At 61.6% G+C, this 23,252-nt stretch carries 23 protein-coding genes; 11 read left to right on the forward strand and 12 right to left on the reverse strand.

The genetic code is table 11. From position 1 onward, the window contains the following. The first annotated feature begins 163 nt into the window (after window positions 1–163). On the forward strand, window positions 164–487 hold the full coding sequence (locus ACFMBG_RS00630) for an Hpt domain-containing protein (RefSeq protein WP_421052803.1): 324 nt from the start codon (window positions 164–166) through the stop codon (window positions 485–487). A gap of 15 nt (window positions 488–502) precedes the next feature. On the opposite strand, the gene ilvA is transcribed toward ACFMBG_RS00630, so the two are convergent. Then, entirely contained in the window at window positions 503–1,729 is a 1,227-nt protein-coding gene (gene ilvA / locus ACFMBG_RS00635) for a threonine ammonia-lyase IlvA (protein ID WP_421052804.1), read from the reverse strand. A gap of 72 nt (window positions 1,730–1,801) precedes the next feature. Then, on the reverse strand, window positions 1,802–2,563 hold the full coding sequence (locus ACFMBG_RS00640) for a hypothetical protein (RefSeq protein ID WP_421052805.1): 762 nt from the start codon (window positions 2,561–2,563) through the stop codon (window positions 1,802–1,804). 137 nt (window positions 2,564–2,700) lie between these two features. Between ACFMBG_RS00640 and ACFMBG_RS00645 the strand changes: the two genes are divergently transcribed. From ACFMBG_RS00645 to ACFMBG_RS00655, 3 genes are all read left to right on the forward strand, one after another. Beyond that, a complete protein-coding gene (locus ACFMBG_RS00645) occupies window positions 2,701–3,927 on the forward strand; it encodes an argininosuccinate synthase (protein WP_008553676.1) in 1,227 nt (408 codons plus the stop codon). A 14-nt stretch (window positions 3,928–3,941) separates the two neighbouring features. Beyond that, window positions 3,942–4,388: a DUF1810 domain-containing protein gene (locus tag ACFMBG_RS00650; RefSeq protein ID WP_421053071.1), complete on the forward strand. Its 447-nt coding sequence runs from the start codon at window positions 3,942–3,944 to the stop codon at window positions 4,386–4,388. 79 nt (window positions 4,389–4,467) lie between these two features. After that, entirely contained in the window at window positions 4,468–4,752 is a 285-nt protein-coding gene (locus ACFMBG_RS00655; RefSeq protein ID WP_421052806.1) for an SCP2 sterol-binding domain-containing protein, read from the forward strand. 73 nt (window positions 4,753–4,825) lie between these two features. Here the strand turns inward: ACFMBG_RS00655 and ACFMBG_RS00660 are convergent, their stop codons facing one another. Both ACFMBG_RS00660 and ACFMBG_RS00665 read right to left on the reverse strand, forming a co-directional pair. Beyond that, window positions 4,826–5,539, reverse strand: coding sequence for a sulfotransferase-like domain-containing protein (locus ACFMBG_RS00660; RefSeq protein WP_421052807.1), 714 nt, complete (start codon window positions 5,537–5,539; stop codon window positions 4,826–4,828). Then, window positions 5,539–6,447 carry a D-amino acid aminotransferase gene (locus ACFMBG_RS00665; protein WP_421052808.1) on the reverse strand — a complete coding sequence of 303 codons (909 nt, stop codon included), beginning with the start codon at window positions 6,445–6,447 and terminating at the stop codon, window positions 5,539–5,541. Before ACFMBG_RS00665 ends, ACFMBG_RS00660 begins: the two co-directional genes overlap by 1 nt. Window positions 6,448–6,596: 149 nt before the next feature. Here ACFMBG_RS00665 and msrA point away from each other — a divergent pair, with 149 nt between their 5' ends. After that, window positions 6,597–7,262: a peptide-methionine (S)-S-oxide reductase MsrA gene (msrA, locus tag ACFMBG_RS00670; RefSeq protein ID WP_421052809.1), complete on the forward strand. Its 666-nt coding sequence runs from the start codon at window positions 6,597–6,599 to the stop codon at window positions 7,260–7,262. A gap of 76 nt (window positions 7,263–7,338) precedes the next feature. Here msrA and ACFMBG_RS00675 read toward each other — a convergent pair whose 3' ends face one another. Both ACFMBG_RS00675 and ACFMBG_RS00680 read right to left on the reverse strand, forming a co-directional pair. Further along, entirely contained in the window at window positions 7,339–8,211 is an 873-nt protein-coding gene (locus ACFMBG_RS00675; RefSeq protein ID WP_421052810.1) for a ribokinase, read from the reverse strand. A 6-nt stretch (window positions 8,212–8,217) separates the two neighbouring features. Then, a complete protein-coding gene (locus ACFMBG_RS00680; RefSeq protein ID WP_421052811.1) occupies window positions 8,218–10,473 on the reverse strand; it encodes an NADP-dependent malic enzyme in 2,256 nt (751 codons plus the stop codon). A gap of 303 nt (window positions 10,474–10,776) precedes the next feature. Between ACFMBG_RS00680 and ACFMBG_RS00685 the strand changes: the two genes are divergently transcribed. Together ACFMBG_RS00685 and mutS are read left to right on the forward strand one after the other, a co-directional pair. Continuing rightward, window positions 10,777–11,610: a flagellin gene (locus ACFMBG_RS00685; protein WP_421052812.1), complete on the forward strand. Its 834-nt coding sequence runs from the start codon at window positions 10,777–10,779 to the stop codon at window positions 11,608–11,610. Window positions 11,611–11,713: 103 nt separating this feature from the next. After that, on the forward strand, window positions 11,714–14,344 hold the full coding sequence (gene mutS, locus ACFMBG_RS00690) for a DNA mismatch repair protein MutS (protein WP_421052813.1): 2,631 nt from the start codon (window positions 11,714–11,716) through the stop codon (window positions 14,342–14,344). An 86-nt stretch (window positions 14,345–14,430) separates the two neighbouring features. Here the strand turns inward: mutS and ACFMBG_RS00695 are convergent, their stop codons facing one another. After that, the gene (locus tag ACFMBG_RS00695; RefSeq protein WP_421052814.1) at window positions 14,431–14,994 is read right to left on the reverse strand and encodes a nucleotide exchange factor GrpE; all 564 of its coding nucleotides are present in this window, start codon (window positions 14,992–14,994) and stop codon (window positions 14,431–14,433) included. Between the two features lie 9 nt (window positions 14,995–15,003). Beyond that, window positions 15,004–16,068, reverse strand: a complete 1,065-nt coding sequence (hrcA, locus tag ACFMBG_RS00700) for a heat-inducible transcriptional repressor HrcA (RefSeq protein WP_421052815.1) — start codon at window positions 16,066–16,068, stop codon at window positions 15,004–15,006. Between the two features lie 143 nt (window positions 16,069–16,211). On the opposite strand from hrcA, the gene rph reads away from it, so the two are divergent. Genes rph through ACFMBG_RS00720 form a run of 4 tightly spaced genes read left to right on the forward strand, consistent with a single transcriptional unit; the run spans window position 16,212 to window position 19,041 of the window. Continuing rightward, window positions 16,212–16,925: a ribonuclease PH gene (rph, locus tag ACFMBG_RS00705; protein WP_421052816.1), complete on the forward strand. Its 714-nt coding sequence runs from the start codon at window positions 16,212–16,214 to the stop codon at window positions 16,923–16,925. Further along, window positions 16,922–17,536: an RdgB/HAM1 family non-canonical purine NTP pyrophosphatase gene (rdgB, locus tag ACFMBG_RS00710; protein WP_421052817.1), complete on the forward strand. Its 615-nt coding sequence runs from the start codon at window positions 16,922–16,924 to the stop codon at window positions 17,534–17,536. The genes rph and rdgB overlap by 4 nt, the downstream gene beginning before the upstream one ends. Next, window positions 17,529–18,683: a radical SAM family heme chaperone HemW gene (gene hemW, locus ACFMBG_RS00715; protein WP_421052818.1), complete on the forward strand. Its 1,155-nt coding sequence runs from the start codon at window positions 17,529–17,531 to the stop codon at window positions 18,681–18,683. The genes rdgB and hemW overlap by 8 nt, the downstream gene beginning before the upstream one ends. Window positions 18,684–18,687: 4 nt before the next feature. Continuing rightward, window positions 18,688–19,041 (forward strand): YbaN family protein, encoded by a 354-nt coding sequence (locus ACFMBG_RS00720; protein ID WP_421052819.1) that lies wholly within the window; start codon window positions 18,688–18,690, stop codon window positions 19,039–19,041. On the opposite strand, the gene ACFMBG_RS00725 is transcribed toward ACFMBG_RS00720, so the two are convergent. From ACFMBG_RS00725 to mnmG, 4 genes are read right to left on the reverse strand one after another with little or no spacing between them, the layout of a single operon-like run. Continuing rightward, complete coding sequence (locus tag ACFMBG_RS00725; protein WP_421052820.1) at window positions 19,031–19,924, reverse strand: ParB/RepB/Spo0J family partition protein; 894 nt, start codon at window positions 19,922–19,924, stop codon at window positions 19,031–19,033. The two genes, ACFMBG_RS00720 and ACFMBG_RS00725, sit on opposite strands and share 11 nt — an antisense overlap. 26 nt (window positions 19,925–19,950) lie before the next feature. Further along, window positions 19,951–20,760, reverse strand: coding sequence for a ParA family protein (locus ACFMBG_RS00730; protein ID WP_421052821.1), 810 nt, complete (start codon window positions 20,758–20,760; stop codon window positions 19,951–19,953). Further along, window positions 20,753–21,370 (reverse strand): 16S rRNA (guanine(527)-N(7))-methyltransferase RsmG, encoded by a 618-nt coding sequence (rsmG, locus tag ACFMBG_RS00735; protein WP_421052822.1) that lies wholly within the window; start codon window positions 21,368–21,370, stop codon window positions 20,753–20,755. Before rsmG ends, ACFMBG_RS00730 begins: the two co-directional genes overlap by 8 nt. Further along, window positions 21,367–23,241, reverse strand: coding sequence for a tRNA uridine-5-carboxymethylaminomethyl(34) synthesis enzyme MnmG (mnmG, locus tag ACFMBG_RS00740; protein ID WP_421052823.1), 1,875 nt, complete (start codon window positions 23,239–23,241; stop codon window positions 21,367–21,369). The genes rsmG and mnmG overlap by 4 nt, the downstream gene beginning before the upstream one ends. Between the last annotated feature and the right edge of the window lie 11 nt (window positions 23,242–23,252).

Genomic DNA, 23,252 nt, shown 5'->3' on the forward strand with positions numbered 1-23,252 from the left:
CACCTCACAAATGGCATAAACAGGCAGTCTTGTGATACTATCGGTCCAGAAATTTAACAGGCGGTGAAACCTAAAATTTGAGCTTCCCCCTTTATTTCACTATATTTTTACTGCAAGCAACTTAAGAAATCTCGCATGGCGACTGATCGTAGGGACAAGACACATGATTGACTGGCCGCGCGTGACCGAGCTGCGCGAAGAAGTGGGTGCAGAAGATTTCGAGGAAGTTGTTGAAATCTTTCTCGAAGAAGTCGAAGAGGTTATCGGCAAGCTGCGCGGTGGCGACCGCAGCCAGCTGGAACAGGACCTGCATTTCCTGAAAGGCAGCGCGCTCAACCTCGGGTTTGCTGATTTTTCTGCGCTCTGCCAGGACGGCGAGAGAAAATCCGCACAGGGCGGTGCGGACGGCGTCGACATTCCCGCCATCATCGCCAAGTTTCAGGCTTCCAAGTCCGCCTTCCTGACCGGCATGTCCGAAAAATTCTGATCCCTGCGGCGGGTTTCAGATCACGAACTGCGCCAGCGTTTCGTCCCGGGTGATGTCAGTATAGGTCATCCCAGCCGCATCCAGCCGCGCAAACAGCTGCTCAAAATTCTCCGGCCGTTTGGTTTCGATCCCGATCAGGACAGAGCCAAAGTTGCGGGCCGACTTCTTCATATACTCGAAACGGGCGATGTCGTCCTCAGGTCCCAGGATCCCCAGGAATTCCTTCAAGGCGCCGGGCCGCTGCGGCAGCCGCAGAATGAAGTATTTCTTCACCCCGGAATAGCGCTGCGCCCGCTCCTTGACCTCGGGCAGCCGCTCGAAATCGAAGTTCCCGCCTGAGGTCACACAGACCACGGTCTTGCCGCGGATCCAGGAGCGCACATCCTGCAGCGCCTCGACCGACAGCGCGCCGGCCGGCTCCAGCACGATTCCCTCGACGTTCAGCATCTCGATGATGGTGGCGCAGATCCGGTCCTCGGAGATCGCCAGAACATCCGGCAGCGGCACGTCTTTCAGGATATCAAACGGCAGATCGCCGATCCGCCCCACCGCTGCACCATCGACAAAGGTATCCACCGTATCCAGCGGCACCGGCTTGCCTGCCGCGAGCGCTGCGCGCAGGCAGGCGCCGCCCTCCGGCTCCACGAACAGGCTGTGCACCTCCTCCCCGAACCAAGAGGAGACGCCCGCCGACATGCCCCCGCCGCCAACCGGCAACAGGACGTGATCCGGCAGCTTGCCCAGCTGTTCCTCGATCTCCACAGCGATGGAGGCCTGGCCTTCGATCACATCGGCATCGTCGAAAGGCGACAGGAAATGCCCGCCTTCCTGCGCGCACCACTCCTGCGCGGCGGCCAGGCAGATGTCGAAATAGTCGCCGACCAGGTGGATCTCGATATTGTCGCCGCCGAACATCCGGGTCTTCTGGATCTTCTGCTGCGGCGTGGTGACCGGCATGAAGATCACGCCGCGCTTGCCCATATGGCGGCACATGAAGGCGACACCCTGGGCGTGGTTACCTGCCGAGGCGCAGACGAACAGCTCCTGATCCGGCTGCTTGCGCATCGCGTTCAGCGCGCCGCGGATCTTGTAGGAACGGACCGGGCTCAGGTCCTCGCGCTTGAGGTAGATGTCGGCGCCGAAACGTTCGGAAAGATGCACGTTGCGCTGCAGCGGCGTCGCGGGGAACACATCGCGCATCGCCTGTTCGGCGGCGCGGGCCTGGGTCTTGAAATCGCTCATGTATCCTTCAGTGGCGCAACCCCGCCCCCAAGGCAAGGGGCGGGTGCAAAGCATACATAAGAATACTGGGGATCAGACCGGGCGGCCTTCGACGTAGTGGCCGTAAAGCGTGGTCATGATGCTGACGTTGAGAAGGCTCAGCATGACCGCAAATCCCAACTGCAGTGCGAGCGAGACGGCCGGGATTCCGGAAACTGCCGACAGCGTCAGCTCCACTGCGATTTGGGCAATAAACAAACACACGCCAAGCAGAAAAAAAGCCGGAACCGCGCCCTTGGTCGCTTCCAATGCGTCACTGAGGCCGAACGGCCTGCCAACTGCCGCAGCAGGGAGAATGACCAGAAGCCGCGAGAGAAACAGTGCGATGCCGGTAAAGAGCACAATCAGAACGGCAACCCCGAAATACCCCGCTGCCTCCGCAAACGCGCTTCCGATGAAGGCGACCACGATCAGAGAGATCACCGAAACGATAACCAGCTGAACCGCCCGCAGAAAGTAGATGAGGATATTGGAGGTGTGGAGCCGGGGAATCCAGCCTTCAGGCATCTCTTCCAGAAGCACATAGCGGTGCCAGGCGACAACACCCCAGATGCTGATCAGCATGACGATGATCCAGACCGCAGCCATTTGCAGCAGCAAACCGGCAGGCACACTGCCCAACGCCACATTGACGGCCTGCCCCTGCGGCAGCATCCCTGACTGGATCGCGGCATAGACCACAGCAAACACCACTGCGAACACAAGCAGCGTTGGGACCAGGAATATCTGGATTGCAGCCTGGAAATTCCGGAGCACCATGCTCACGGAATGCGAGAAAATCGACCAGCCCTTCATTGGGGTATTCTCCAAAAGATCTTTCTGTTTTGCCGCGCACGTTAAGCGTGTCCTGCTGATTAGAAAACCCCGGAAATCCTTGCCCTTCCGGGCAAAACCCGCTACGCCCCACACGTTCTGACCTGAGAGGGAATTCCATGTCCGCGCCCAAGAAAGTTGTGCTCGCCTATTCCGGCGGCCTCGACACCTCGATCATCCTGAAATGGCTGCAGACCGAATACGGCTGCGAAGTTGTCACCTTCACCGCCGATCTCGGCCAGGGTGAAGAGCTTGAGCCCGCCCGCAAGAAAGCGGAAATGCTGGGCATCAAGCCGGAAAACATCTTCATCGAGGATGTGCGCGAGGAATTTGTCCGCGACTTCGTGTTCCCGATGTTCCGCGCCAATGCGGTTTACGAAGGCCTCTACCTCCTGGGCACCTCCATCGCCCGCCCGCTGATCTCCAAACGCCTGGTGGAGATTGCTGAGGCCACCGGCGCCGATGCCGTGGCCCACGGTGCTACCGGTAAGGGCAACGACCAGGTCCGCTTCGAACTGGCCGCCTATGCGCTGAACCCCGACATCAAGGTGATCGCCCCCTGGCGGGAATGGGACCTGACGTCCCGCACCAAGCTTCTGGAATTCGCCGAAGCGCACCAGATCCCCGTTGCCAAGGACAAACGCGGCGAGGCGCCCTTCTCGGTCGATGCGAACCTGCTGCATACCTCCTCCGAGGGCAAGGTGCTGGAAGATCCGGCGCAGGAAGCGCCCGATTACGTCTACCAGCGCACCGTGCACCCGGAAGAAGCACCCGACACCCCCGAATACATTGAGATCGGGTTTGAGAAGGGCGACGCGGTCAGCATCAACGGCGAAGCGATGTCGCCCGCGACAATCCTGACCGAATTGAACGAATACGGCCGCAAGCACGGCATCGGCCGCCTCGACCTGGTCGAGGGACGTTTCGTGGGCATGAAGTCCCGCGGCATCTACGAGACCCCGGGCGGCACCATCCTGCTGGAAGCCCACCGCGGCATCGAATCCATCACCATGGACCGCGGCGCGATGCACCTGAAGGACCAGCTGATGCCGCAGTATGCAGAGCTGATCTACAACGGTTTCTGGTACTCGCCGGAGCGCGAAATGCTGCAGGCCGCCATCGACAAGAGCCAGGAGTTTGTCTCCGGCACCGTGCGCGTGAAGCTCTACAAGGGCCTGGCCTCCACCGTTGGCCGCTGGTCGGACAACTCGCTGTATTCCGAAGCGCATGTGACCTTTGAAGAGGACGCCGGCGCCTACGACCAGAAGGACGCCGCAGGCTTCATCCAGCTGAACGCGCTGCGCCTCAAGCTGCTGGCCGCCCGCGAGCGCCGGATCAAGAAGTGAGTGACCGCGACGGCATGGACGGCGATTTCGAGGACGATTTCGCGGAAGAGCTGGACATGTTCGTCGAGGCTCAGGACACCGTCTGGGCGGCTGTCCTGAGCGAACTCTCTGCAGGACGGAAGACGAGCCACTGGATGTGGTTCGTCTTTCCCCAGCTGGCCGAACTCGGCCGCTCCCACATGGCGCAGCTTTACGGGATCGAGGACCTGGCCGAGGCCACCGCCTATCTGAGCCACGAGAAACTGCGCGCCCGCCTGGTCGAAGTCAGCCAGCTGATGCTGTCCCATAAGGACAAAACACCTGAGCAGATCCTCGGCGGCATCGATGCCAAGAAACTGCGCTCCTCGATGACGCTGTTTGCTGCTGTGCCCGGCGCCCCGGCAGAGTTCCAGCAGGTGCTTGATGCCTTCTATAATGGCCAGCCCTGCCCGCTCACTCAGGACGCGCTTGCCGGCGGGTAATCCGCCTGCTTCCCCCTTGGTCAGTATTGCCCGGACCGCCCTGCCCGCCTAACGCTCGCGTCAGGCAAGGGAGGACAACATGGCACTTGAAGATATTGCAGCAGGCATCCGCACCGGGCTCGCCGGCAAAACATTCGATGGCTCGCTGAAATTCGATTGCGGCGGCGACGGTGTCATCGTGCTTGCTGATGGCAATGCCACCACACTGGATCAGGACACTGATTGCACGCTGTGCCTGACCGCAGCCAACCTGCAAAAGCTGCTCGCCGGCAAACTGAACCCGATGACGGCGGTGATGATGGGCAAGATCAAGGTTTCCGGCGACATGGGCGTCGCCATGAAACTAAGCAAGCTGATCAGCTGAGCCTTTTCCTCTTGCCCCCAGTATCCTGGGGGTGAGCGCCACAGGCGCGAGGGGGCAAAGCCCCCTCCACGCATCAGATCTTCACGGCTTTCATCTGCTCGTAATAGGGCATTGCCGCCTGCAGCACGGGCTGCAGCTCTTCCGGCACCTCCGGCAGCGGCCCCTCGGCGCCGGCAAATCCGGTCGAATTCCAGACCGCGCCATACCAATGCTCGGCCCAGACGCCGTCATCCTTGTGCCCGCCTTTGGGCCAGCTCAGCATCTTCGGGGAATACGGAATGCCGATCGCCTCGCACAGCTGCTCCAGCTTGGCCGCCGGGTCCGCACGGATATCGTGGCTGTCCACCACCACCGGCGTCTGCCCCCAGCCGCGCACAAGTTCAAACAGCTCTGCCTGCTGGCGGAAGCCGATATCCTCCAGCGTCGGGTTTTCCCGTTTTGCCGCATAAGAGGCGATCACCCGCGCCGGATGGCGGATCAGAAAGACATTGGCCGCCTCGCGCATCCAGTCCCGCGGCACGCCCGGGATCATGTGCTGGGTCATGTGCTTCTGGTAATAGTAAGGCTTGGCCCCTGGTACCGGCCCCAGCAACGCTTGCGCCACCGTTTCAGGATCCTGCGGCTGGCTGTCCAGGATCTCATTCCGCATCGGATGGTCGAGACCGGTCATCGCCAGGTAGGCGGCATAGAACGGTTCATCCACCACCGCGCAATCGCCGCGGTTGCCAAAGGCATACATCATCGCGGTCGACAGGTTCCGCGGTCCTGACCACATAGCAATCCGCATCACGCACACTCCTTTTCAATCAGTTGCTTGTAAAGGCCCCGGAGGCGCTCGGTCACGGGACCCATCTGCCCGCTGCCGATCTGCCGCCCGTCGATCTCCCCCACCGGGGTCTGCGCGCCGAAGGTGCCGGTGAGAAAGGCTTCATCCGCGCCGTAAGTGTCCACCAGCGAGTAATTGCGCTCATAGACCGGGATACCGTTTTCGCGGCACAGGTCTATCACCTTCTGCCGGGTGATGCCGTTCATGCAATAATCCCCGGTAGAGGTCCAAACCTCGCCCTTGCGCACGATGAAGAAGTTGCAGGCGTTGGTGGTATTCACAAAGCCATTCACGTCCAGCATCAGCGCCTCATCCGCCCCCGCCTTTTCCGCCGCGATGCACGCAATGATGCAGTTCAGCTTGGAATGGGAATTCAGCTTGGGGTCCTGTGTCATCGGCAACCCGCGGACATGCGGCACCGTCGCCAGCTTGATCGGGCGCGGCAGGTTCGGGCGCGAGTGCTCCATGATGATGGTCATGGTCGGCCCCTGCCGTGAGAGGGAGGGATGCTGGAACGGCCGCGTCTTCACCCCCCGCGTGATCATCAGCCGGGCATGGGCATCCGTTGTCATGCCATTGGCCTTTTGTGTCTCTAACAAAGCATTTTTGACACCTTCCCAGTCGAGGCCGATGTCCAGATCGATAGCCTTGGCGGCCTCGAAAAGCCGGTCCAGATGTTCATCCATGAAGGCCCAGCTGCCGTTGTACAGCCGCAGCCCCTCCCAGACGCCATCGCCCAGCATGAAGCCGCTGTCATAAACGCTCACCTTGGCCTCGGCCTTGGGAACGATTTCGCCGTTCAGATAGATCAGGATCTCCTCGTTGCGCTGATCTTCTTCGGCCTGGTGAGTGCTCATCTTTTTGGTCATGGAATCCTCCTGCTGGCGGCACGTTAGTAAGATTGGATCCAATTTCCAAGCGGTAACTTGCTGTCACCTGTTTGTGAGAACCCCGCCTGCCGGGTTGAGAGGCGCGGCAACAGCCGGCAGGGTGGCATCAAAACAGGATGGAGGCAGAGATGCGTGTTCTGGAAAAACTGAAACCCTTGGCTCTGGCGGGCCTGATTGCCATCGGCACCGCAGCGCAAACCAATCCGCTGCAGGCCCAGTCCACTGAAGTCCTCACCGTGGCCGGCGGCTGTTTCTGGTGTGTGGAGAGCGACTTCGAAAGCGTGCCGGGGGTGATCGAAGCGGTTTCAGGGTACACAGGCGGCAAGCTGGCAAATCCGACCTACAAGGACGTGACCCGCGGCGGCAGCGGCCATTACGAGGCAGTGCAGATCATCTTTGACCCGGCAAAAGTGTCCCGGGAGCGGCTGCTGGAGATGTTCTTCCGCTCGGTTGATCCCACTGACGCAGGCGGCCAGTTCTGCGACCGCGGTGAGAGCTACCGGACAGCTGTATTTGTCTCTGACAAGGCGGAAACGGCTTTGGCCGACAGGGTAAAAGCCGAGGCGCAGAAGGCACTGGGGCAAAAGATCGTGACGCCTGTTCTGCCGGCGAAGACCTTTTACAAGGCCGAGGATTATCACCAGGATTATTACAAGGGGAACAGCCTGGTGTTCACCCGGTTTGGACCCAAGCGGCAAGCGGCAGCCTACAAGCGTTACCGCCAGGCCTGCGGCCGGGACGCAAGGGTCGCGCAGTTGTGGGGCGATGCGGCGCCTTTTGCCAAGGGGCATTAAGGCAGACCCTGCCTTCTTGGCCTGACAGCCATTTCCGGAAGAGGAATTGCACCAGGAAAGAAGCAGGCCGCCCGGATCAGAAACGGGCGGCTTGAACCTCTGCCAGCTCCGGGATCACATCCGCAGTGCCGTGGCGGGTGACCATCAGCGCCGCGGCACGGCTGGCCTGATCCATCGCCTCTGCCATCGGCAGCCCCCGGTCCAGACCCGACAGGACATAGCCGGTGAAGGTGTCGCCGGCCCCGGTCGTGTCGACCGCAGTGACCGGCAGCGCAGGCACGTCCAGAACGGCGCCTGTTTCGCCGTCGATATGGCGTGCGCCCTTGGAACCAAGGGTGATGATCACATCCTTGACGCCGGTTTCGCCGGGTGTCTTGCCGGTGGCCTGCTGCAACTGCTCGGCCTCCACCTCATTGAGGATCAGGAAATCCAGATACGGCAGCACGGCCTGCACCGCGTCCGCATCAAACGGGGCCGCGGCATAACATACCCGCAAACCCAGCTTCCGGCCCAACTGTGCCGCCTCTGCCTGCAGGTTGGTTTCGTTCTGCATCACCAGAATCTCGCCGGCACTTGCCTGGGTCAGCGCCTGCTCCAGCTGTTCGCCTTTGAGCACGCGGTTGGCGCCCGGGAACAGGATGATCTGGTTTTCACCCCCAGGCTCCACCGCGATGATGGCATGGCCTGTTGGCGTCTCCACGTGGGCAATATGGTCCGTCCCCGCGCCATAGTCCTTCAGCCGGCCGGCCGCCCAGGCCCCGTCTGGCCCCACTGCACCTATGTGGTGCACCTCGCTGCCGGCGCGGGTGGCGGCAACGGACATGTTGGCGCCCTTGCCGCCCAAGAACCGGTCAAGACGCAAGGCGGCCAGGGTTTCCCCCGCCGCCGGCAGATGCGGCATGGTATAGACCATGTCCGCGTTGATTGAACCGAGGTTCCAGATCGCCATATCAGATCACCCGATGTTGCAGGCCGCCAGCACCGCCATGTTCAGAATGTCATTGGTGGTGGAGGTGGTCGAGCAGATCTGGATCGGCTTGTCGATGCCAGACAGGATCGGGCCGATCACCGTGGCGCCGCCCATTTCCTGCATCAGCTTGACCGAGATCGAGGCCGAGTGGCGGGCCGGCACGATCAGGATATTGGCCGGTCCGGTCAGGCGCTGGAACGGGTAATACCGCTGCGCGCGCTCATTCAGAGCCACGTCCACGGTCATCTCGCCTTCGTATTCGAAGTCGACGCCGCGCTTGTCCAGCACCGTGGGGGCGACATGCATCTTCTCGGCCCGTTCAGACACCGGGTATCCGAAGGTGGAGAAGCTGACAAAGGCCACCCGCGGCTCAAGCCCCATGTGACGGGCAACCACGGCGGCGCGTTCGGCGATATTCGCCAGGTGGTTTTCGTCCGGCCATTCATGCACCAGCGTGTCGCCGATCAGCACGATCCGGCCCTTGTGCAGCAGCGCGGTCACGCCAGCAACGCCATGGTCGGCATCGGCGTCAAACACGTGGTTGATCCGGTCCAGCACATGCGCGGACTTGCGGGTTGCGCCGGTCACCAGCCCGTCGCCATGCCCATGCGCCAGCATCAGGCTGGAGAACACGTGCCGGTCGCGGCCCACCAGGCGGTGAATGTCCTTGCGATCGAAACCCTTGCGCTGCAGGCGGTTGTACAGGAAGTCCTTGTACAATTCGAAATGCGGCGTGTTGGCGGCGTTCACCACCTCCAGCTCACGCACGGCATCGCCAAGACCTGCCTTTTCCAGCTTGATCCGGACATCATCCTGCCGGCCCACAACCAGCGCCTTGCCGAAGCCGGAGCGCTGATACATCACCGCAGCGCGCAGCGCGCGGGGGTCGTCGCCTTCGGCAAAGATCATCCGCGACTGGGCGGAACGGGCCCGCGCGTTCAACCCGCGCAGGATCGAGGCCGTCGGGTCCATGCGGGATTTCAGGCCAACCTCATAGGCGTCCATGTCCACGATCGGGCGGCGGGCGGCGCCGGTGTCCATACCGGCCTTGGCCACTGCCGGCGGGATCCGGTGGATCAGGCGCGGGTCGAAGGGAGTCGGGATGATGTAGTCGCGCCCGAAGGACAGCGATTTGCCATAGGCCAGCGCCACCTCATCCGGCACATCCTCACGCGCCAGGGCGGCCAGCGCGTGGGCGCAGGCGATCTTCATCTCGTCGTTAATGGCCCGGGCGTGGATGTCCAGCGCGCCGCGGAACAGGTAGGGGAACCCCAGGACGTTGTTGACCTGGTTCGGATAGTCCGAGCGGCCAGTGGCGACAATGGCGTCCACGCGCACTTCATGCGCCTCTTCCGGAGTAATCTCCGGGTCCGGGTTGGCCATCGCAAAGATCACCGGGTTGTCGGCCATCGAGGCGACCATCTCCTGGGTCACGGCGCCTTTCACCGAAACACCCAGGAATACGTCCGCCCCGCGCATCGCCTCTTCGAGGGTGCGCAGATCGGTCTGGATCGCATGGGCCGATTTCCACTGGTTCATACCCTCGGTGCGGCCCTGGTAGATCACCCCCTTGGTGTCGCAGGCGATGCAGTTTTCATGCCGCGCACCCATGGCTTTCAGCAGCTCGATACAGGCGATACCGGCGGCACCTGCACCGTTGAGGACGATCTTCACATCCTCGATCTTCTTGCCCGACAGATGCAGCGCGTTGATCAGGCCCGCCGCGCAAATCACCGCGGTGCCGTGCTGATCATCGTGGAAGACGGGAATATCCATCTCCTCCTTCAGGCGCTGCTCGATGATGAAGCATTCCGGCGCCTTGATGTCTTCCAGGTTGATGCCGCCAAAGGTGGGCCCCATCAGCTTGACCGCCTCGATGAACTTGTCCGGATCTTCGGTGTCCAGCTCGATGTCGATCGAGTTTACATCGGCAAAGCGTTTGAAGAGGACCGATTTGCCTTCCATCACAGGCTTGGACCCCAGCGCGCCCAGATTGCCAAGGCCCAGCACCGCGGTGCCGTTGGAGATCACCGCCACCAGGTTGCCCTTGTTGGTATAGTCATAAGCGGTTTCCGGGTTTTCCGCGATCGCCTCGCAGGGCACCGCAACACCCGGGGAGTACGCCAGCGACAGATCCCGCTGCGTGGTCATCGGGACAGTGGCATTGATCTCCCATTTGCCCGGAGACGGCTCCAGGTGAAACGCCAGGGCTTCCTCGTCGGTGATCTTGTTCTTGGGCATTTAATCTCGTGTCCTCTCCTCGTCGGGACCGTCTTAGCCCAGCCCACCGCGCCCCTCAATCCGGGGTTTCAAGAATCTGTATAGCCAGAATTGAGATAAATGCGGCTAAAAGGCGATAAATACCGTCAGGTTTTCGCCTTAAAGCAAACCTCCGGATGCTGTATTTTCTTAATAGGCATTAACCCGCACCTGCCTGTCAGGTGGCGCTGCGGCTCGTCTCTTATAGCCAGGTAAGCACACGTCAGAAGGACGGCAGTCCGCCCGTACCCCGGGCTTTCGGATCAAGAAAAGGAACATTGCGGAATGATAAGCTTCCACAATAATTCCGGTGCTCTTGTTGCCTTGCAGACGTTGGGTGATGTCAATACCCAGCTCAACACCGTCCAAGACAGCATATCCACCGGCCAGGACGTCAATACCGCCCAGGACAATGCCGCCCTCTGGGCGATTTCCGAGCTGATGAATTCGGATATCTCAGGGTTGCGGTCGGTCTCCGACGCCCTGTCAATGGGGGAAGCCACCGTGGCAGTGGCCTCCGCCGGGGCGGAGCAAATCACCGAAACCCTGACCGAGATGCGGTCGCTGGCGGTGATGGCCAGCAGCGGCATGGGCGATTTCAGCAAGTATGAGGCCGCCATGAAAAAGAAAACCGAGAAGATCAATTCGATCATCTCCGCCTCCGGCTTCAACGGGGTGAACCTGCTGAAAACGGATGTCGACGGCGCCGGCGGCACCTCCCTGACCGTTGCGTCCGGGCTCTCCGGAACCGGCGGCTTGTCGACGCTCAGCGTCGACGGCGTGGACTTCGAAGGCAGCCCGCAGTTTGACCTCGCCAACCGCACCGCAGTCACCGACAGCGCCAGTGCACTGACGGCCTTAGGGGAGATCGAAGGCTTTCTCGCCTACGCAATCGACGGTTCGGCAGCCCTAGGTGCCAGCGCCAATCAGATGGCTGCCCAAGGCGACTATGTCAGCAAGCAGTCCGATGCCCTCACCCGGGGTTTCAGCTCGATGATCGATACCAGCATGGAAGAAGCGGCAACCAAACTCCTGGCGCTGCAGGCACAGCAGCAGCTGAGCACCTTGTCGCTGTCCATCGTCAACACGATGCCCGACACGCTGCGCAATCTCTATTGACAGCAGGCCGCCGCCGGTGCCCCCCGGCGGCAGCCATATCCGGGTTTTCCTCGGACCGCCCCCATTGTAGATGTCTGGCAAAGACGACCCCGGGGGACTTTTCATGACCGTAACGCCCATGATGGCGCAGTATCTGGAGATCAAGGCAGCGCATCCGGACGCGCTGCTCTTTTACCGGATGGGCGATTTCTACGAGATGTTCTTTGAGGATGCCGTGAACGCGGCAGAGGCCCTGGATATCGCGCTGACAAAACGCGGCAAGCACAATGGCGAAGACATCCCGATGTGCGGTGTGCCGGTTCATGCTGCCGAAGGCTACCTGCTGACGCTGATCCGCAAGGGCTTCCGCGTTGCGGTGGGGGAGCAGCTGGAAAGCCCGGCCGAAGCCAAGAAGCGCGGATCCAAGTCGGTGGTGAAGCGCGATGTGGTGCGGCTGGTGACCCCTGGCACCCTGACCGAGGATTCCCTGCTGGAGGCGCGCCGCCACAATTTCCTGGTCTCCTATTCCGAACTGCGGAATCAGGCCGCGCTGGCCTGGGCCGACATTTCCACCGGCGCGTTTCACGTGATGCCGGTTGCGCGGGTCCGCCTGTCGCCGGAACTGGCCCGCCTGGCGCCGTCGGAACTGATCGTTGCCGACGGCCCCGCCTATGACGCCGCCCGCCCGCTGGCCGATGAATACAAGATCCCGCTCACCCCGCTGGGCAAGGCCAGCTTTGACAGCACCGCAGCGGAAAAACGCATTTGCAGCCTGTTCAACGTCAGTGCACTGGACGGCTTCGGCACCTTCACCCGCGCCGAAGTCTCGGCGATGGGGGCGCTGATCGACTATCTGGAGATTACCCAGAAGGGTAAACTGCCGCTGCTGCAGCCGCCCCAGCAGGAAGCCCAGGACCGGGTGGTGCAGATCGACGCCGCCACCCGCCGCAATCTGGAGCTCACCCGCTCGCTGTCCGGCGGCCGCGCCGGCTCGCTGCTGTCCGTCGTCGACCGGACCGTTACCCCCGGCGGCGCCCGGCTGCTGGAACAACGCCTCTCCAGCCCGTCGCGTAATCTGGACACGATCCATCAGCGCCTGGCGGCCTTGGACTTCGCGGTTGAGCACACGCGGACCGCAGGGGACCTGCGCGCCGCATTGCGCAAGACACCGGACCTGGACCGGGCGCTCTCCCGTCTGGCCCTGGAGCGGGGTGGCCCGCGCGACCTGGCCGCCATCCGCAACGGTCTGTCGCAGGCGGAGGTGATTGCGGACCTCTGCACCGGGATGGAGCTTCCTGCACTGATGGCCGGAGCGATCTCGGATCTCCAAGGGTTCGATGATCTGCTCTCCCTTCTCGACGCAGCCCTTGTCGCCGAACCGCCGCTGCTGGCCCGTGATGGCGGATTCATCGCGGCCGGATATGACCCGGAACTGGACGAAGCCCGCACCCTGCGCGACGAGGGCCGCTCGGTCATCGCTTCCATGCAGCAGAAATACGCGGAGCACACCGGTGTTTCCTCGCTGAAAATCAAGCACAACAACGTGCTGGGCTACTTCATCGAAACCACTGCGACCCACGCGGATAAGATGATGTCGCCGCCGCTGAACGAGACCTATATCCACCGCCAGACGACCGCCAACCAGGTGCGTTTCACCACGGTGGAGCTGAGCGAGATCGAAACCCGCATCCTGAACGCCGGCAACTTGGCGCTGGAGATCGAAAAGCGGCTCTACGCAAGGCTTTCCGGCGCCATTCTGGATGCCGCGGCCCGCCTCAACACTGCCGCCCGCGGTCTGGCGGAGATGGACCTGCTGACGGCGCTCGCCGATCTGGCGCGCGGTGAAAACTGGACCCGCCCCAAGGTCGACAACAGCCGCGCGTTTCACGTGGAAGGCGGCCGCCACCCGGTGGTGGAGCAAGCCCTGCGCCAGCAGGGCGGGGAAACCTTTGTGGCCAACGACTGCGATCTTACCGCCCAGGATGGCGCGGCGGTCTGGCTGCTGACCGGTCCCAACATGGCCGGTAAATCGACCTTCCTGCGCCAGAATGCGCTGATTGCCCTGCTCGCCCAGATGGGCAGCTACGTGCCCGCGGAAAGCGCCCATATCGGCACCGTCAGCCAGCTGTTCAGCCGTGTCGGCGCGTCCGACGACCTGGCCCGCGGGCGCTCTACCTTCATGGTGGAAATGGTCGAGACCGCCGCCATCCTCAACCAGGCCGACGACCGCGCTCTGGTCATTCTCGATGAAATCGGCCGCGGCACTGCCACCTATGACGGCCTCTCCATAGCCTGGGCCACACTGGAACACTTGCACGAAGTGAACCGTTCCCGGGCGCTGTTCGCCACCCACTATCACGAGCTGACCCAGCTCGCCGCCAAACTGGAGGGAGTCGACAACGCCACCGTCGCGGTGAAGGAATGGGAGGGTGAGGTGATCTTCCTGCACGAGGTGCGCAAGGGCGCCGCTGACCGTTCTTATGGCGTTCAAGTGGCCCAGCTCGCCGGCCTGCCTGCATCTGTTGTCGCCCGCGCCCGCGACGTCCTCGACATGCTGGAGCAAGGCAGCCGCGAAGGCGGGTCCAAGATCCAGATCGACGACCTGCCCCTCTTTGCTGCCGCGCCGCCGCCGCAGCCCAAGGCGCCTTCCGGCCCCTCAGCTGCCGAGGAGCTTCTGGCCAGCATCCATCCGGACGACCTCTCCCCGCGGGAAGCGCTGGAGATGCTCTACAAGCTCAAGGAAGCTGCGAACTAAAGCAAAGGGCGGATCCAAACGGACCCGCCCTTTCATCTTTCAAAAAGTACTCCCGCCGGAGGCACAGGCCCGCCAGGGCCTGCTCATCAGCCGGCCGGGGTCGAGGACACGCCCACCTGCGCCGCCCGCAGCAAACGGTCGTGCAGCATGAATCCTTCTGCGGACACCTGGATGATGTCGCCCGCCTTGGTGCCCGGCACCGGTGCCTCGAACATTGCTTCATGCACCTGCGGGTCGAACTTGTCGCCAACCTCAGGCGACACAATCCGTATGCCGTGCTTTTCGAACACGCCCAGCAGCGAGCGCATGGTCAGTTCAACACCCTCGATCAGCGCCGCAGAAACCTCGCGCTGCTCGTCGGTTGCAGCTTCGATCGCCCGTTTCATGTTGTCATAGACCGGCAGCATATCGCGGGCCAGTTTCGAGCCGCCATACTGCTCTGCCTCGCGACGTGCCTTGTCGCCGCGCTTGCGGGCGTTTTCCGCATCCGCCAGCGCCCGCATGAAGCGGTCCTTCAGCTCATCCCGTTCTGCCCGGAGCGCATCGAGTTCCAGCGAGGCGTCATCAAACTCCTCGGTCTGCGCTGCCAGCTCCTCAGCCTCGGCGGCGGCGATGTCATCCAGAAAGTCTTCGTCCTTGAGCTCTGCCATTTTTCACCTCTAACTCCGGTCCGACAACAGCTTGCCGACCAGTTGTGCCGTATAGTCCACAATCGGCACGATCCGTCCGTAGTTCAGGCGCGTCGGGCCGATCACCCCCACCGCGCCGATTATCTTCCGATCCGCGTTCATATAGGGAGACACCACCAAAGAGGAACCCGAAAGTGAGAAAAGTTTGTTCTCCGAGCCGATAAAAATGCGCACGCCCTCGCCGTCCTCGGTCAGTTCCAGGAATTCGGCGATATCACGCTTGCGCTCCAGATCGTCAAACAAGGTCCGGATCCGTTCAAGCTCCTCCGCCGCACCTGGCTCCGCCAGCAGATTCGCCCGGCCGCGTACGATCAGCCGGGCCTGCTCGCTGCCGTCATCCTCCCAGACGGCCAGGCCGCTTTCAATCATGGCGTGTGCAAGACTGTCGATTTCCTGACGCCGCGCCGTGATCTCCTTTTGAATTTGCCGCTGCACTTCGCTCAGGGTCTTGCCCTCGATCAGCGCGTTCAGAAAATTCGCGGCCTCCCGCATCGAGCTCGGGGTCTGTCCCGGCGGCGGCGTGAACAGCCGGTTTTCCACATGCCCGTCGGAGAACACCAGCACCACCAGCGCCCGGTCATGCGCCAGCGAGACAAATTCGATATGCCGGATCTCAGCCTCATGCTTGGGCGTCAGCACCAGCGAGGCACCCTGTGTCACCCCCGAGAGCGCAGCTCCGACACGGTCGAGCATCCCGCCCACATCGCCGGCATTGCGGCCGAGCGTCGCGTCGATCTTCTCGCGGTCCTTGACGTTGAGATCGCCCACTTCCAGCAGACCGTCGACAAACATCCGCAACCCCAGCTGCGTCGGCACCCGGCCGGCGCTGACATGCGGACTGTCCAATAGCCCGAGGAACTCCAGATCCTGCATCACGTTGCGGACCGTCGCAGCGCTCACCTTTTCGCTCAGCGACCGTGTCAGCGTGCGGCTGCCCACCGGATCGCCGCTTTCCAGATAGCTTTCGACCACAGCCCGGAACACCTCCCGGGAGCGGTCGTTCAAGTCCTCCAGAATGTTGTTCGGATTGCTCATCGTTCGTCCAGCATTTCTTACGGTTTAAACATAGGAACCCGCTACCCGGATGTCATTAAAGAGCAGAGTGTCAAAAGGTCAATCGGGCTTGCATAGCCCCGCGTCCGGGGGATATCCCCAAGCCAGCTAACAAAGGATGTGCCATGCGACCCTCAGGACGAGAACTGAACGAAATGCGCCCCGTCTCGATCGAGACCGGCTTCACCAAACACGCCGAGGGCTCCTGCCTGATCAAGGTTGGCGACACCCACGTCCTGTGCACCGCCACCATCGAAGACCGCGTGCCGCCCTTCATCAAGGGCACCGGCCTGGGCTGGGTCACCGCCGAATACGGCATGCTGCCGCGCGCCACCAACACCCGGATGCGCCGCGAAGCCTCCTCGGGCAAGCAGGGCGGCCGCACCGTTGAAATCCAGCGCCTGATCGGCCGCGCCCTGCGGGCCGGCGTCGACCGCGTCGCCCTGGGCGAACGCCAGATCACCGTCGACTGTGACGTGCTGCAAGCCGATGGCGGCACCCGCTGTGCCTCGATCACCGGCGGCTGGGTCGCGCTGCGCCTTGCGGTCAACAAGCTGATGAAGGCCGGCGACGTGCAGATCGACCCGCTGCTGGATCCGGTTTCTGCTGTCTCCTGCGGCATTTACGCCGGCCAGCCGGTGCTGGACCTGGATTACCCCGAGGATTCCGAGGCAGGCGTCGATGGCAACTTCATCATGACCGGCTCCGGCAAGCTGATCGAAGTGCAGATGTCGGCTGAAGGCTCCGTCTTCTCCCGCGATCAGATGAACCAGCTGATGGACCTCGCTGCCAAAGGCACCGTCGAGCTCGCAGAGATGCAAAAGGCCGCGTCCAAATGACCCGGAAACTGGAAGGCGGCAAGCTGCTTGTCGCCACCCACAACAAGGGCAAGCTGAACGAGATTGCCGAAATCCTCGCGCCCTACGGCGTGACGGTGATCGGCGCCGGCGAGATGGACCTGCCGGAGCCGGAAGAGACTGAGGATACCTTTGTCGGCAATGCCCGGATCAAGGCGCATGCCGCCGCCAAGGCAACCGGTCTCCCTGCCCTGTCCGATGACTCAGGCATCACCATCGACGCGCTGAACGGTGCCCCCGGTGTCTATACCGCTGATTGGGCCGAAACCCCGAACGGCCGCGACTTCAAGATGGCGATGACCCGCGCCAATGACGAGCTGACAGCAGCCGGCCCCGATGCGCCCCGCACCGCCCAGTTCCGCTGCACCCTGGTCATCGCCTGGCCCGACGGCCATGACGAGGTGTTCGAAGGCGTGATGCCGGGCCAGCTGGTCTGGCCGATCCGCGGCGAGCACGGCTTTGGCTATGACCCGATGTTCCAGCCGGACGGATACGAAATCACCTGCGCCGAAATGGCTCCGGCGGAGAAGAACAAGATCAGCCACCGCGGCAAGGCGCTGGTCCAATTTGTCGAGGGCTGTTTCGGTGGATGACTGGCGCAATGGGGGCTTTGGCCTTTACGTGCACTGGCCGTTTTGCCAGGCCAAGTGCCCCTATTGCGACTTCAACAGTCATGTCTCCGCAAAAATAGACCAGAAATTGTGGGTTAGAGCCTACCTGGCTGAACTCGACAGACTCTCGGAACAGCTCTCCGGCCGGGTGCTCAACACGATCTTCTTCGGCGGCGGCACCCCGTCCCTTATGCAGCCGGAAACCGTTGCCGCCGTTATCGAACGGGCACGTGAAATCTGGCCCTTTGCCAATGACATGGAGATTTCCCTGGAGGCGAACCCGGGCTCCGTCGAGGCCGGCCGGTTTGCCGGCTACCGGGACGCAGGCGTCAACAGGGTCTCCATGGGCATTCAGGCTCTGAACGACGAGGACCTGCGCCGGCTCGGCCGCATCCATAGTGTCGCTGAAGCCAAGGCCGCCTTCGACATCGCCCGCAATTGCTTTGACCGGGTCAGTTTTGACCTGATCTACGCCCGCCAGGGCCAAACCCTTGAGGCCTGGAAAGCGGAGCTGAACGAGGCGCTGTCGATGGCCATCGACCACCTCTCGCTCTATCAGCTCACCATCGAAGACGGCACTGCCTTTGGCGACCGCTACGCCCGGGGCAAACTGCGCGGCCTGCCGGAAGATGACACCGCAGCCGATATGTACCTGGCCACTCAGGAGATTACTGCAGCGCATGGCATGGCCGGCTACGAAATCTCCAACCACGCGCAGCCCGGGGCAGAGTCCCGCCATAACCTGATCTACTGGCGTTATGGCGACTATGCCGGTATCGGCCCTGGCGCCCACGGCCGCCTGACCTTGAACGGCACCCGCTATGCCACCGAAACCCACCTCGCCCCTGGCGCCTGGCTGGAAGCCGTGAACAAGGGCAACGGAGAATCCCTGCGGGAGTCCCTATCGCAGGAAGATGCTGCGGCAGAATACCTGATGATGGGGATGCGCCTGACAGAAGGTCTGGATATGGTACGCTATACCCAGCTTTCCGGCCGGGTCCTCCCGGAAAGCAAGCTTGCAGATCTTGCAGACCTGGGCATGGTGACTATCTCTGATCAAAGACTTCGTGCGACCGACCAGGGACGCGCCGTTCTGAATGCGGTGCTCCGCGACCTGTTGATGGATTGAGGCAATGCGTTTTCTTTATGCCGGCTTGGGACTTTGCTGCGTCGCCTTGGCGGCTATCGGGATTGTGCTTCCTCTGCTGCCAACCGTGCCTTTCCTCCTGCTCGCCGCATTCTTCTTTGCCAATTCTTCCGAGCGGCTGCACAACTGGATCGTCGCCCATAATGTGTTTGGCCCGATGATCATGGACTGGCGCGAACACGGCGCCATCAGGATGGGTGCAAAAAAGGCGGCAACCGTTTCGATTGCCGCCGTCTTTGGTATTTCCCTTCTGCTTGGCGCGCCCGGTCACGTTTTGGGCATTCAGGCAGTGGTGCTAACAGCTGTACTGGCCTTTATCTGGACCCGGCCTAACGGCTGAGCAGATTGCAAAGTTCATCCAGCTGATCCAGGTTCTCATAGCTGATCGTCACCGAACCGGCCTCACCGCCCGGCTTGTGATCAATTGAGACCTTCATCTTCAGCATCGCCGACAGATCCCCTTCCAGGGCGCGGGTGTCCGCATCTTTCTCAGCAGCAGCCTTTGCCTTCCTGGCCGGCGCCGTCCGGATACCCGCGGCGTCTTTTTTGACCAGAGCTTCGGTTGCGCGAACCGACAGCCCGCCCTTCACAATCTTCCGGGCCAGGTCAGAGGCATTATCCGAGGTAATCAGCGCCCGGGCATGGCCAGCCGACAGTTTCCGCTCCTGCACCAGGATCTGAACATCCTCCGGCAGATGCAACAGCCGCACCAGGTTGGCGATGTGGCTGCGGCTTTTGCCAAGCGCCTCCGCCATCTTCTCCTGGGTGTGGCCGAACTTCTCCATCAGCTGCTTGTAGCTCTGCGCTTCTTCCATCGCATTCAGGTCCGAACGCTGGATGTTTTCGATGATGGCAACTTCCATCATCTCAAGGTCGGAATATTCGCGGATCAGGACCGGAACTTCATGCAGCTGCGCCGCTTGCGAGGCACGCCAACGGCGTTCGCCGGCCACGATCTCGTAAATGCCGCCTGCCTTCGGCCGCACGATCAGCGGCTGCAGGACACCCTTTTCCTTGATCGACGCGGTCAGGTCATCCAGATCCTCCTGCAGGAACTGGCGGCGAGGCTGGTTCGGGTTAGCAACGATCTTTTCGATCGGCACCAATACTTCTGCATTCCGGGGAGCCTCTGCCTGGGTGCTCACCGGTGCAGGGTTCACATCTGCCATCAACGCCGACAATCCCCGGCCCAGCCCGCGCGGTTTCGTCTTTTTGTCTGCCATGGTTGCCTCCGGTTCTTGTTCTGCATTTAGGCCGCTATCTTGTGATGTTTATTGAGGAGTTCTTCCGCCAGTGCGCGGTAGGCCTGCGCGCCCAGCGAATTGGTGTCATAGTTCAGCACCGGCAGTGCATAAGACGGTGCTTCGCTCACCCGCACATTGCGCGGAATCTTTGTCTGAAACACCAGATCGCCTAGGTTATCGCGGGCATCCTGCTCCACTTGCTGTGACAGGTTGTTGCGCCGGTCGAACATAGTCAGAACGATTCCCTCGATCCGAAGGTTGGGATTCGCCGACTGGCGCACCTCCCGAATCGTCAGCATCAGCTGGGTCACGCCTTCCAGCGCAAAGAATTCACTTTGCAGAGGAATCAGCACTGAATGTGCCGCCACCATTGCATTGACCGTCAGCAGGTTCAGCGACGGCGGGCAATCGATCAGCACATAGTCCCAATCATATTCGTCCATCGCGGTCTGGCGCAGCGCATCATGCAGCAGGAAACTGCGCTTTTCATTGGTGAACAGTTCGATATCCGCGGAGCTCAGATCCACCGTCGCCGGGATGATGCACAGATCTTCTATCTCGGTCTGGCGGATCACATCCCCCAGGGAGGCATCCTCGACCAGAAGGTCATAGGTCGTCAGGTCCCGGTCCGAGGGCTCGATCCCCAGCCCTGTCGAGGCATTGCCCTGCGGATCCAGGTCAACAACCAGAACCCGCAGCCCGCATTCCACCAGCGCGGCTGCAAGGTTGATGGCTGTTGTTGTCTTCCCTACCCCGCCTTTCTGATTTGCGACCGCGATAATACGAGGCCCCTCAGGGCGGGAATAATCAGACACGTGCCACTCCCCTTATTTTCAGGATTACTGCTTCTTGTTCTGTCAAACTTCTAACCGGTTCCGCATCGAACCGCCATCGCTGCCGCGCGTTATCCACTTCTTTTTTCCAGCTTTCCCCCTTGGGAAAGAGCGCTGTCCCGCCGACAGCCAGGTGCCGCTCGGCGAATTCCAACAGAAGGGACAGATCCGCCAGCGCCCGCGCCGACAGAACCCCGGCATTCTGCGGATCGGCCTGCTCAATACGCTTGGAGATCACCGAAACACTGGCGCCGCACTCTCGTGCCGCGGTGCGCAGGAACGCAGATTTGCGCTGATCGCTTTCAATCAGGGTGATTTTCATGTCCGGGGCTTCGTCGGCCGCCAGGATCGCTATGATCAACCCAGGAAAGCCCCCGCCGCTGCCGATGTCCACCCAGTGATCAGGGATGTCGGTGCAGCGGAAAACCTGGACAGAATCCGCGATGTGCCGGGTCCAAAGCAGCGGCAGGCTAGACTTTGACACCAGGTTGATCTTGGGGTTCCACTTCAGAATGACCTGCTCGAAGATCTCCAGCCGCTTCAATGTTTCACGTGAAACATTGAGGTTTTCCAGAATATGCTTCTCGTTCATGCAAATTTGTCCTGCCGTGCCTGATCCCGGCGCAACCGTGCGAGCAGCAAAGCCAGCGCAGCCGGCGTCATGCCATCAATCCGAGCCGCCTGCGCCAGAGTTTCCGGACGCGCACGGGACAGCTTCTGCTGCAATTCCTTCGAAAGGCCTTCAATCCCATCGTAAGCAAAACCAGCAGGAATCACATATCCCTCATCCCGCTTCATTGCGGAGATTTCCCGCTCCTGCCGCGCAATGTAATTTGCATAAAGCGCATCGCGCTCAACCTGCCGACGGATGTCCGTTTCAACACCGGCCAGCTCCGGCATCAAGGGCACGACGTCCTCGAACACGACATCGGGGAAGGCAAGAATATCCAGTCCCGTCCGCCGGTTGCCATCCTGGTTCACCCGGATACCGGCTTCAGATACCTGTTTTGGGGTGAAACTCTGGGAGTCCAGCACAGACCGGGCTTGGTCCAAGCGTTCGCTTTTCGCCAGAAACGCCGCCTTCCGCTCCTCACCCGCGCAGCCGATTTCGATGGCCAGCGGCGTCAGGCGCTGGTCTGCGTTGTCGGCACGCAATGAAAGCCGGAATTCCGCTCGCGACGTAAACATCCGGTAAGGTTCCGCGACACCATTTGTCGTCAAGTCATCGATCATCACGCCGATGTAACTGTTAGAGCGACTGAAACTGACCGGCTCCTCCCCCAGACAAGCCCGCGCCGCGTTCAGGCCGGCAACCATTCCCTGGGCCGCTGCCTCCTCGTAGCCAGTAGTGCCATTGATCTGGCCGGCGAGATACAGGCCTGGAACGTCCTTGAGCTTCAGTTCAAGTGTCAGAGCCCTGGGGTCGACATAGTCGTACTCAATGGCATATCCCGGCTGCAGGATGACAGCCTGCTCAAGCCCGCGGATCGAATGCACATAGGCTTCCTGCACATCCTGCGGCAGGCTGGTGGAGATGCCATTAGGATAGACGGTGTGATCCGTTACGCCCTCAGGCTCCAGGAAGATCTGATGCGATTCCTTGTCGGCAAAACGGACGATCTTATCTTCGATCGACGGGCAGTAACGCGGCCCGACTCCTTCGATATGCCCGCCGTACATCGCTGACCGTTCCAGATTTTTCTGGATGATCTCATGGGTTTGTGCGTTGGTGTGGGTGATACCGCAGGACACCTGCTTTGCGCTTACAGATTTTGTCAGGAAGGAAAAGAAGACAGGATCTTCGTCGCCTGGCTGAGCATCCAGAATATCCCAGTTGATGGTCCGCCCATCCAGCCGCGGTGGCGTTCCGGTCTTCAGCCGGCCCAGCGGCAGTTCGAAACTATCGAGCCGCTCCGCCAGTTTGACCGACGGCTTGTCGCCCATTCGACCGCCGGGCTTGGAAACGTCGCCGATATGAATGACCCCGCGCAGGAAGGTTCCTGATGTCAGGATGACCGACTTGCTTGGGATTTCGCTGCCATCGGCCAGAATCACACCGGCAACGGCCTGCCCGTCCATGACAAAATCGGTGACCTCGCCTTCGACGATATCCAAATTTTCCTGGGCTTCCGTCAGCCGCAGCATCTCGCGCCGGTAGATTGCCCTATCCGATTGCGCCCGCGGGCCCTGCACTGCGGGGCCCTTGCGGCGGTTCAGCAAACGGAACTGAATGCCGGCGAGGTCAGCAACGCGGCCCATAACACCGTCGAGCGCGTCAATCTCCCGGACAAGGTGGCCCTTGCCAAGCCCGCCAATTGCCGGGTTGCAGGACATTACGCCAATGCCATTGCGGTCCAGCGTCACCAAAGCGGTCCGGACGCCCATCCGGGCCGCGGCATGGGCGGCCTCGGTGCCGGCGTGGCCGCCGCCGACAACAATCACATCATATGCTGAATGTTTCACGTGAAACACTC

The organism is Leisingera coralii, from assembly GCF_049056525.1.
GTDB classification, from domain to species: domain Bacteria; phylum Pseudomonadota; class Alphaproteobacteria; order Rhodobacterales; family Rhodobacteraceae; genus Leisingera; species Leisingera coralii.

Coding starts and splice junctions, on each gene's coding strand:
- ACFMBG_RS00630 (WP_421052803.1), top strand. CDS start 164: ATGATTGACTGGCCGCGCGTGACCGAGCTGCGCGAAGAAGTGGGTGCA.
- ilvA (WP_421052804.1), bottom strand. CDS start 1,729: ATGAGCGATTTCAAGACCCAGGCCCGCGCCGCCGAACAGGCGATGCGC.
- ACFMBG_RS00640 (WP_421052805.1), bottom strand. CDS start 2,563: ATGAAGGGCTGGTCGATTTTCTCGCATTCCGTGAGCATGGTGCTCCGG.
- ACFMBG_RS00645 (WP_008553676.1), top strand. CDS start 2,701: ATGTCCGCGCCCAAGAAAGTTGTGCTCGCCTATTCCGGCGGCCTCGAC.
- ACFMBG_RS00650 (WP_421053071.1), top strand. CDS start 3,942: ATGGACGGCGATTTCGAGGACGATTTCGCGGAAGAGCTGGACATGTTC.
- ACFMBG_RS00655 (WP_421052806.1), top strand. CDS start 4,468: ATGGCACTTGAAGATATTGCAGCAGGCATCCGCACCGGGCTCGCCGGC.
- ACFMBG_RS00660 (WP_421052807.1), bottom strand. CDS start 5,539: ATGCGGATTGCTATGTGGTCAGGACCGCGGAACCTGTCGACCGCGATG.
- ACFMBG_RS00665 (WP_421052808.1), bottom strand. CDS start 6,447: ATGACCAAAAAGATGAGCACTCACCAGGCCGAAGAAGATCAGCGCAAC.
- msrA (WP_421052809.1), top strand. CDS start 6,597: ATGCGTGTTCTGGAAAAACTGAAACCCTTGGCTCTGGCGGGCCTGATT.
- ACFMBG_RS00675 (WP_421052810.1), bottom strand. CDS start 8,211: ATGGCGATCTGGAACCTCGGTTCAATCAACGCGGACATGGTCTATACC.
- ACFMBG_RS00680 (WP_421052811.1), bottom strand. CDS start 10,473: ATGCCCAAGAACAAGATCACCGACGAGGAAGCCCTGGCGTTTCACCTG.
- ACFMBG_RS00685 (WP_421052812.1), top strand. CDS start 10,777: ATGATAAGCTTCCACAATAATTCCGGTGCTCTTGTTGCCTTGCAGACG.
- mutS (WP_421052813.1), top strand. CDS start 11,714: ATGACCGTAACGCCCATGATGGCGCAGTATCTGGAGATCAAGGCAGCG.
- ACFMBG_RS00695 (WP_421052814.1), bottom strand. CDS start 14,994: ATGGCAGAGCTCAAGGACGAAGACTTTCTGGATGACATCGCCGCCGCC.
- hrcA (WP_421052815.1), bottom strand. CDS start 16,068: ATGAGCAATCCGAACAACATTCTGGAGGACTTGAACGACCGCTCCCGG.
- rph (WP_421052816.1), top strand. CDS start 16,212: ATGCGACCCTCAGGACGAGAACTGAACGAAATGCGCCCCGTCTCGATC.
- rdgB (WP_421052817.1), top strand. CDS start 16,922: ATGACCCGGAAACTGGAAGGCGGCAAGCTGCTTGTCGCCACCCACAAC.
- ACFMBG_RS00720 (WP_421052819.1), top strand. CDS start 18,688: ATGCGTTTTCTTTATGCCGGCTTGGGACTTTGCTGCGTCGCCTTGGCG.
- ACFMBG_RS00725 (WP_421052820.1), bottom strand. CDS start 19,924: ATGGCAGACAAAAAGACGAAACCGCGCGGGCTGGGCCGGGGATTGTCG.
- rsmG (WP_421052822.1), bottom strand. CDS start 21,370: ATGAACGAGAAGCATATTCTGGAAAACCTCAATGTTTCACGTGAAACA.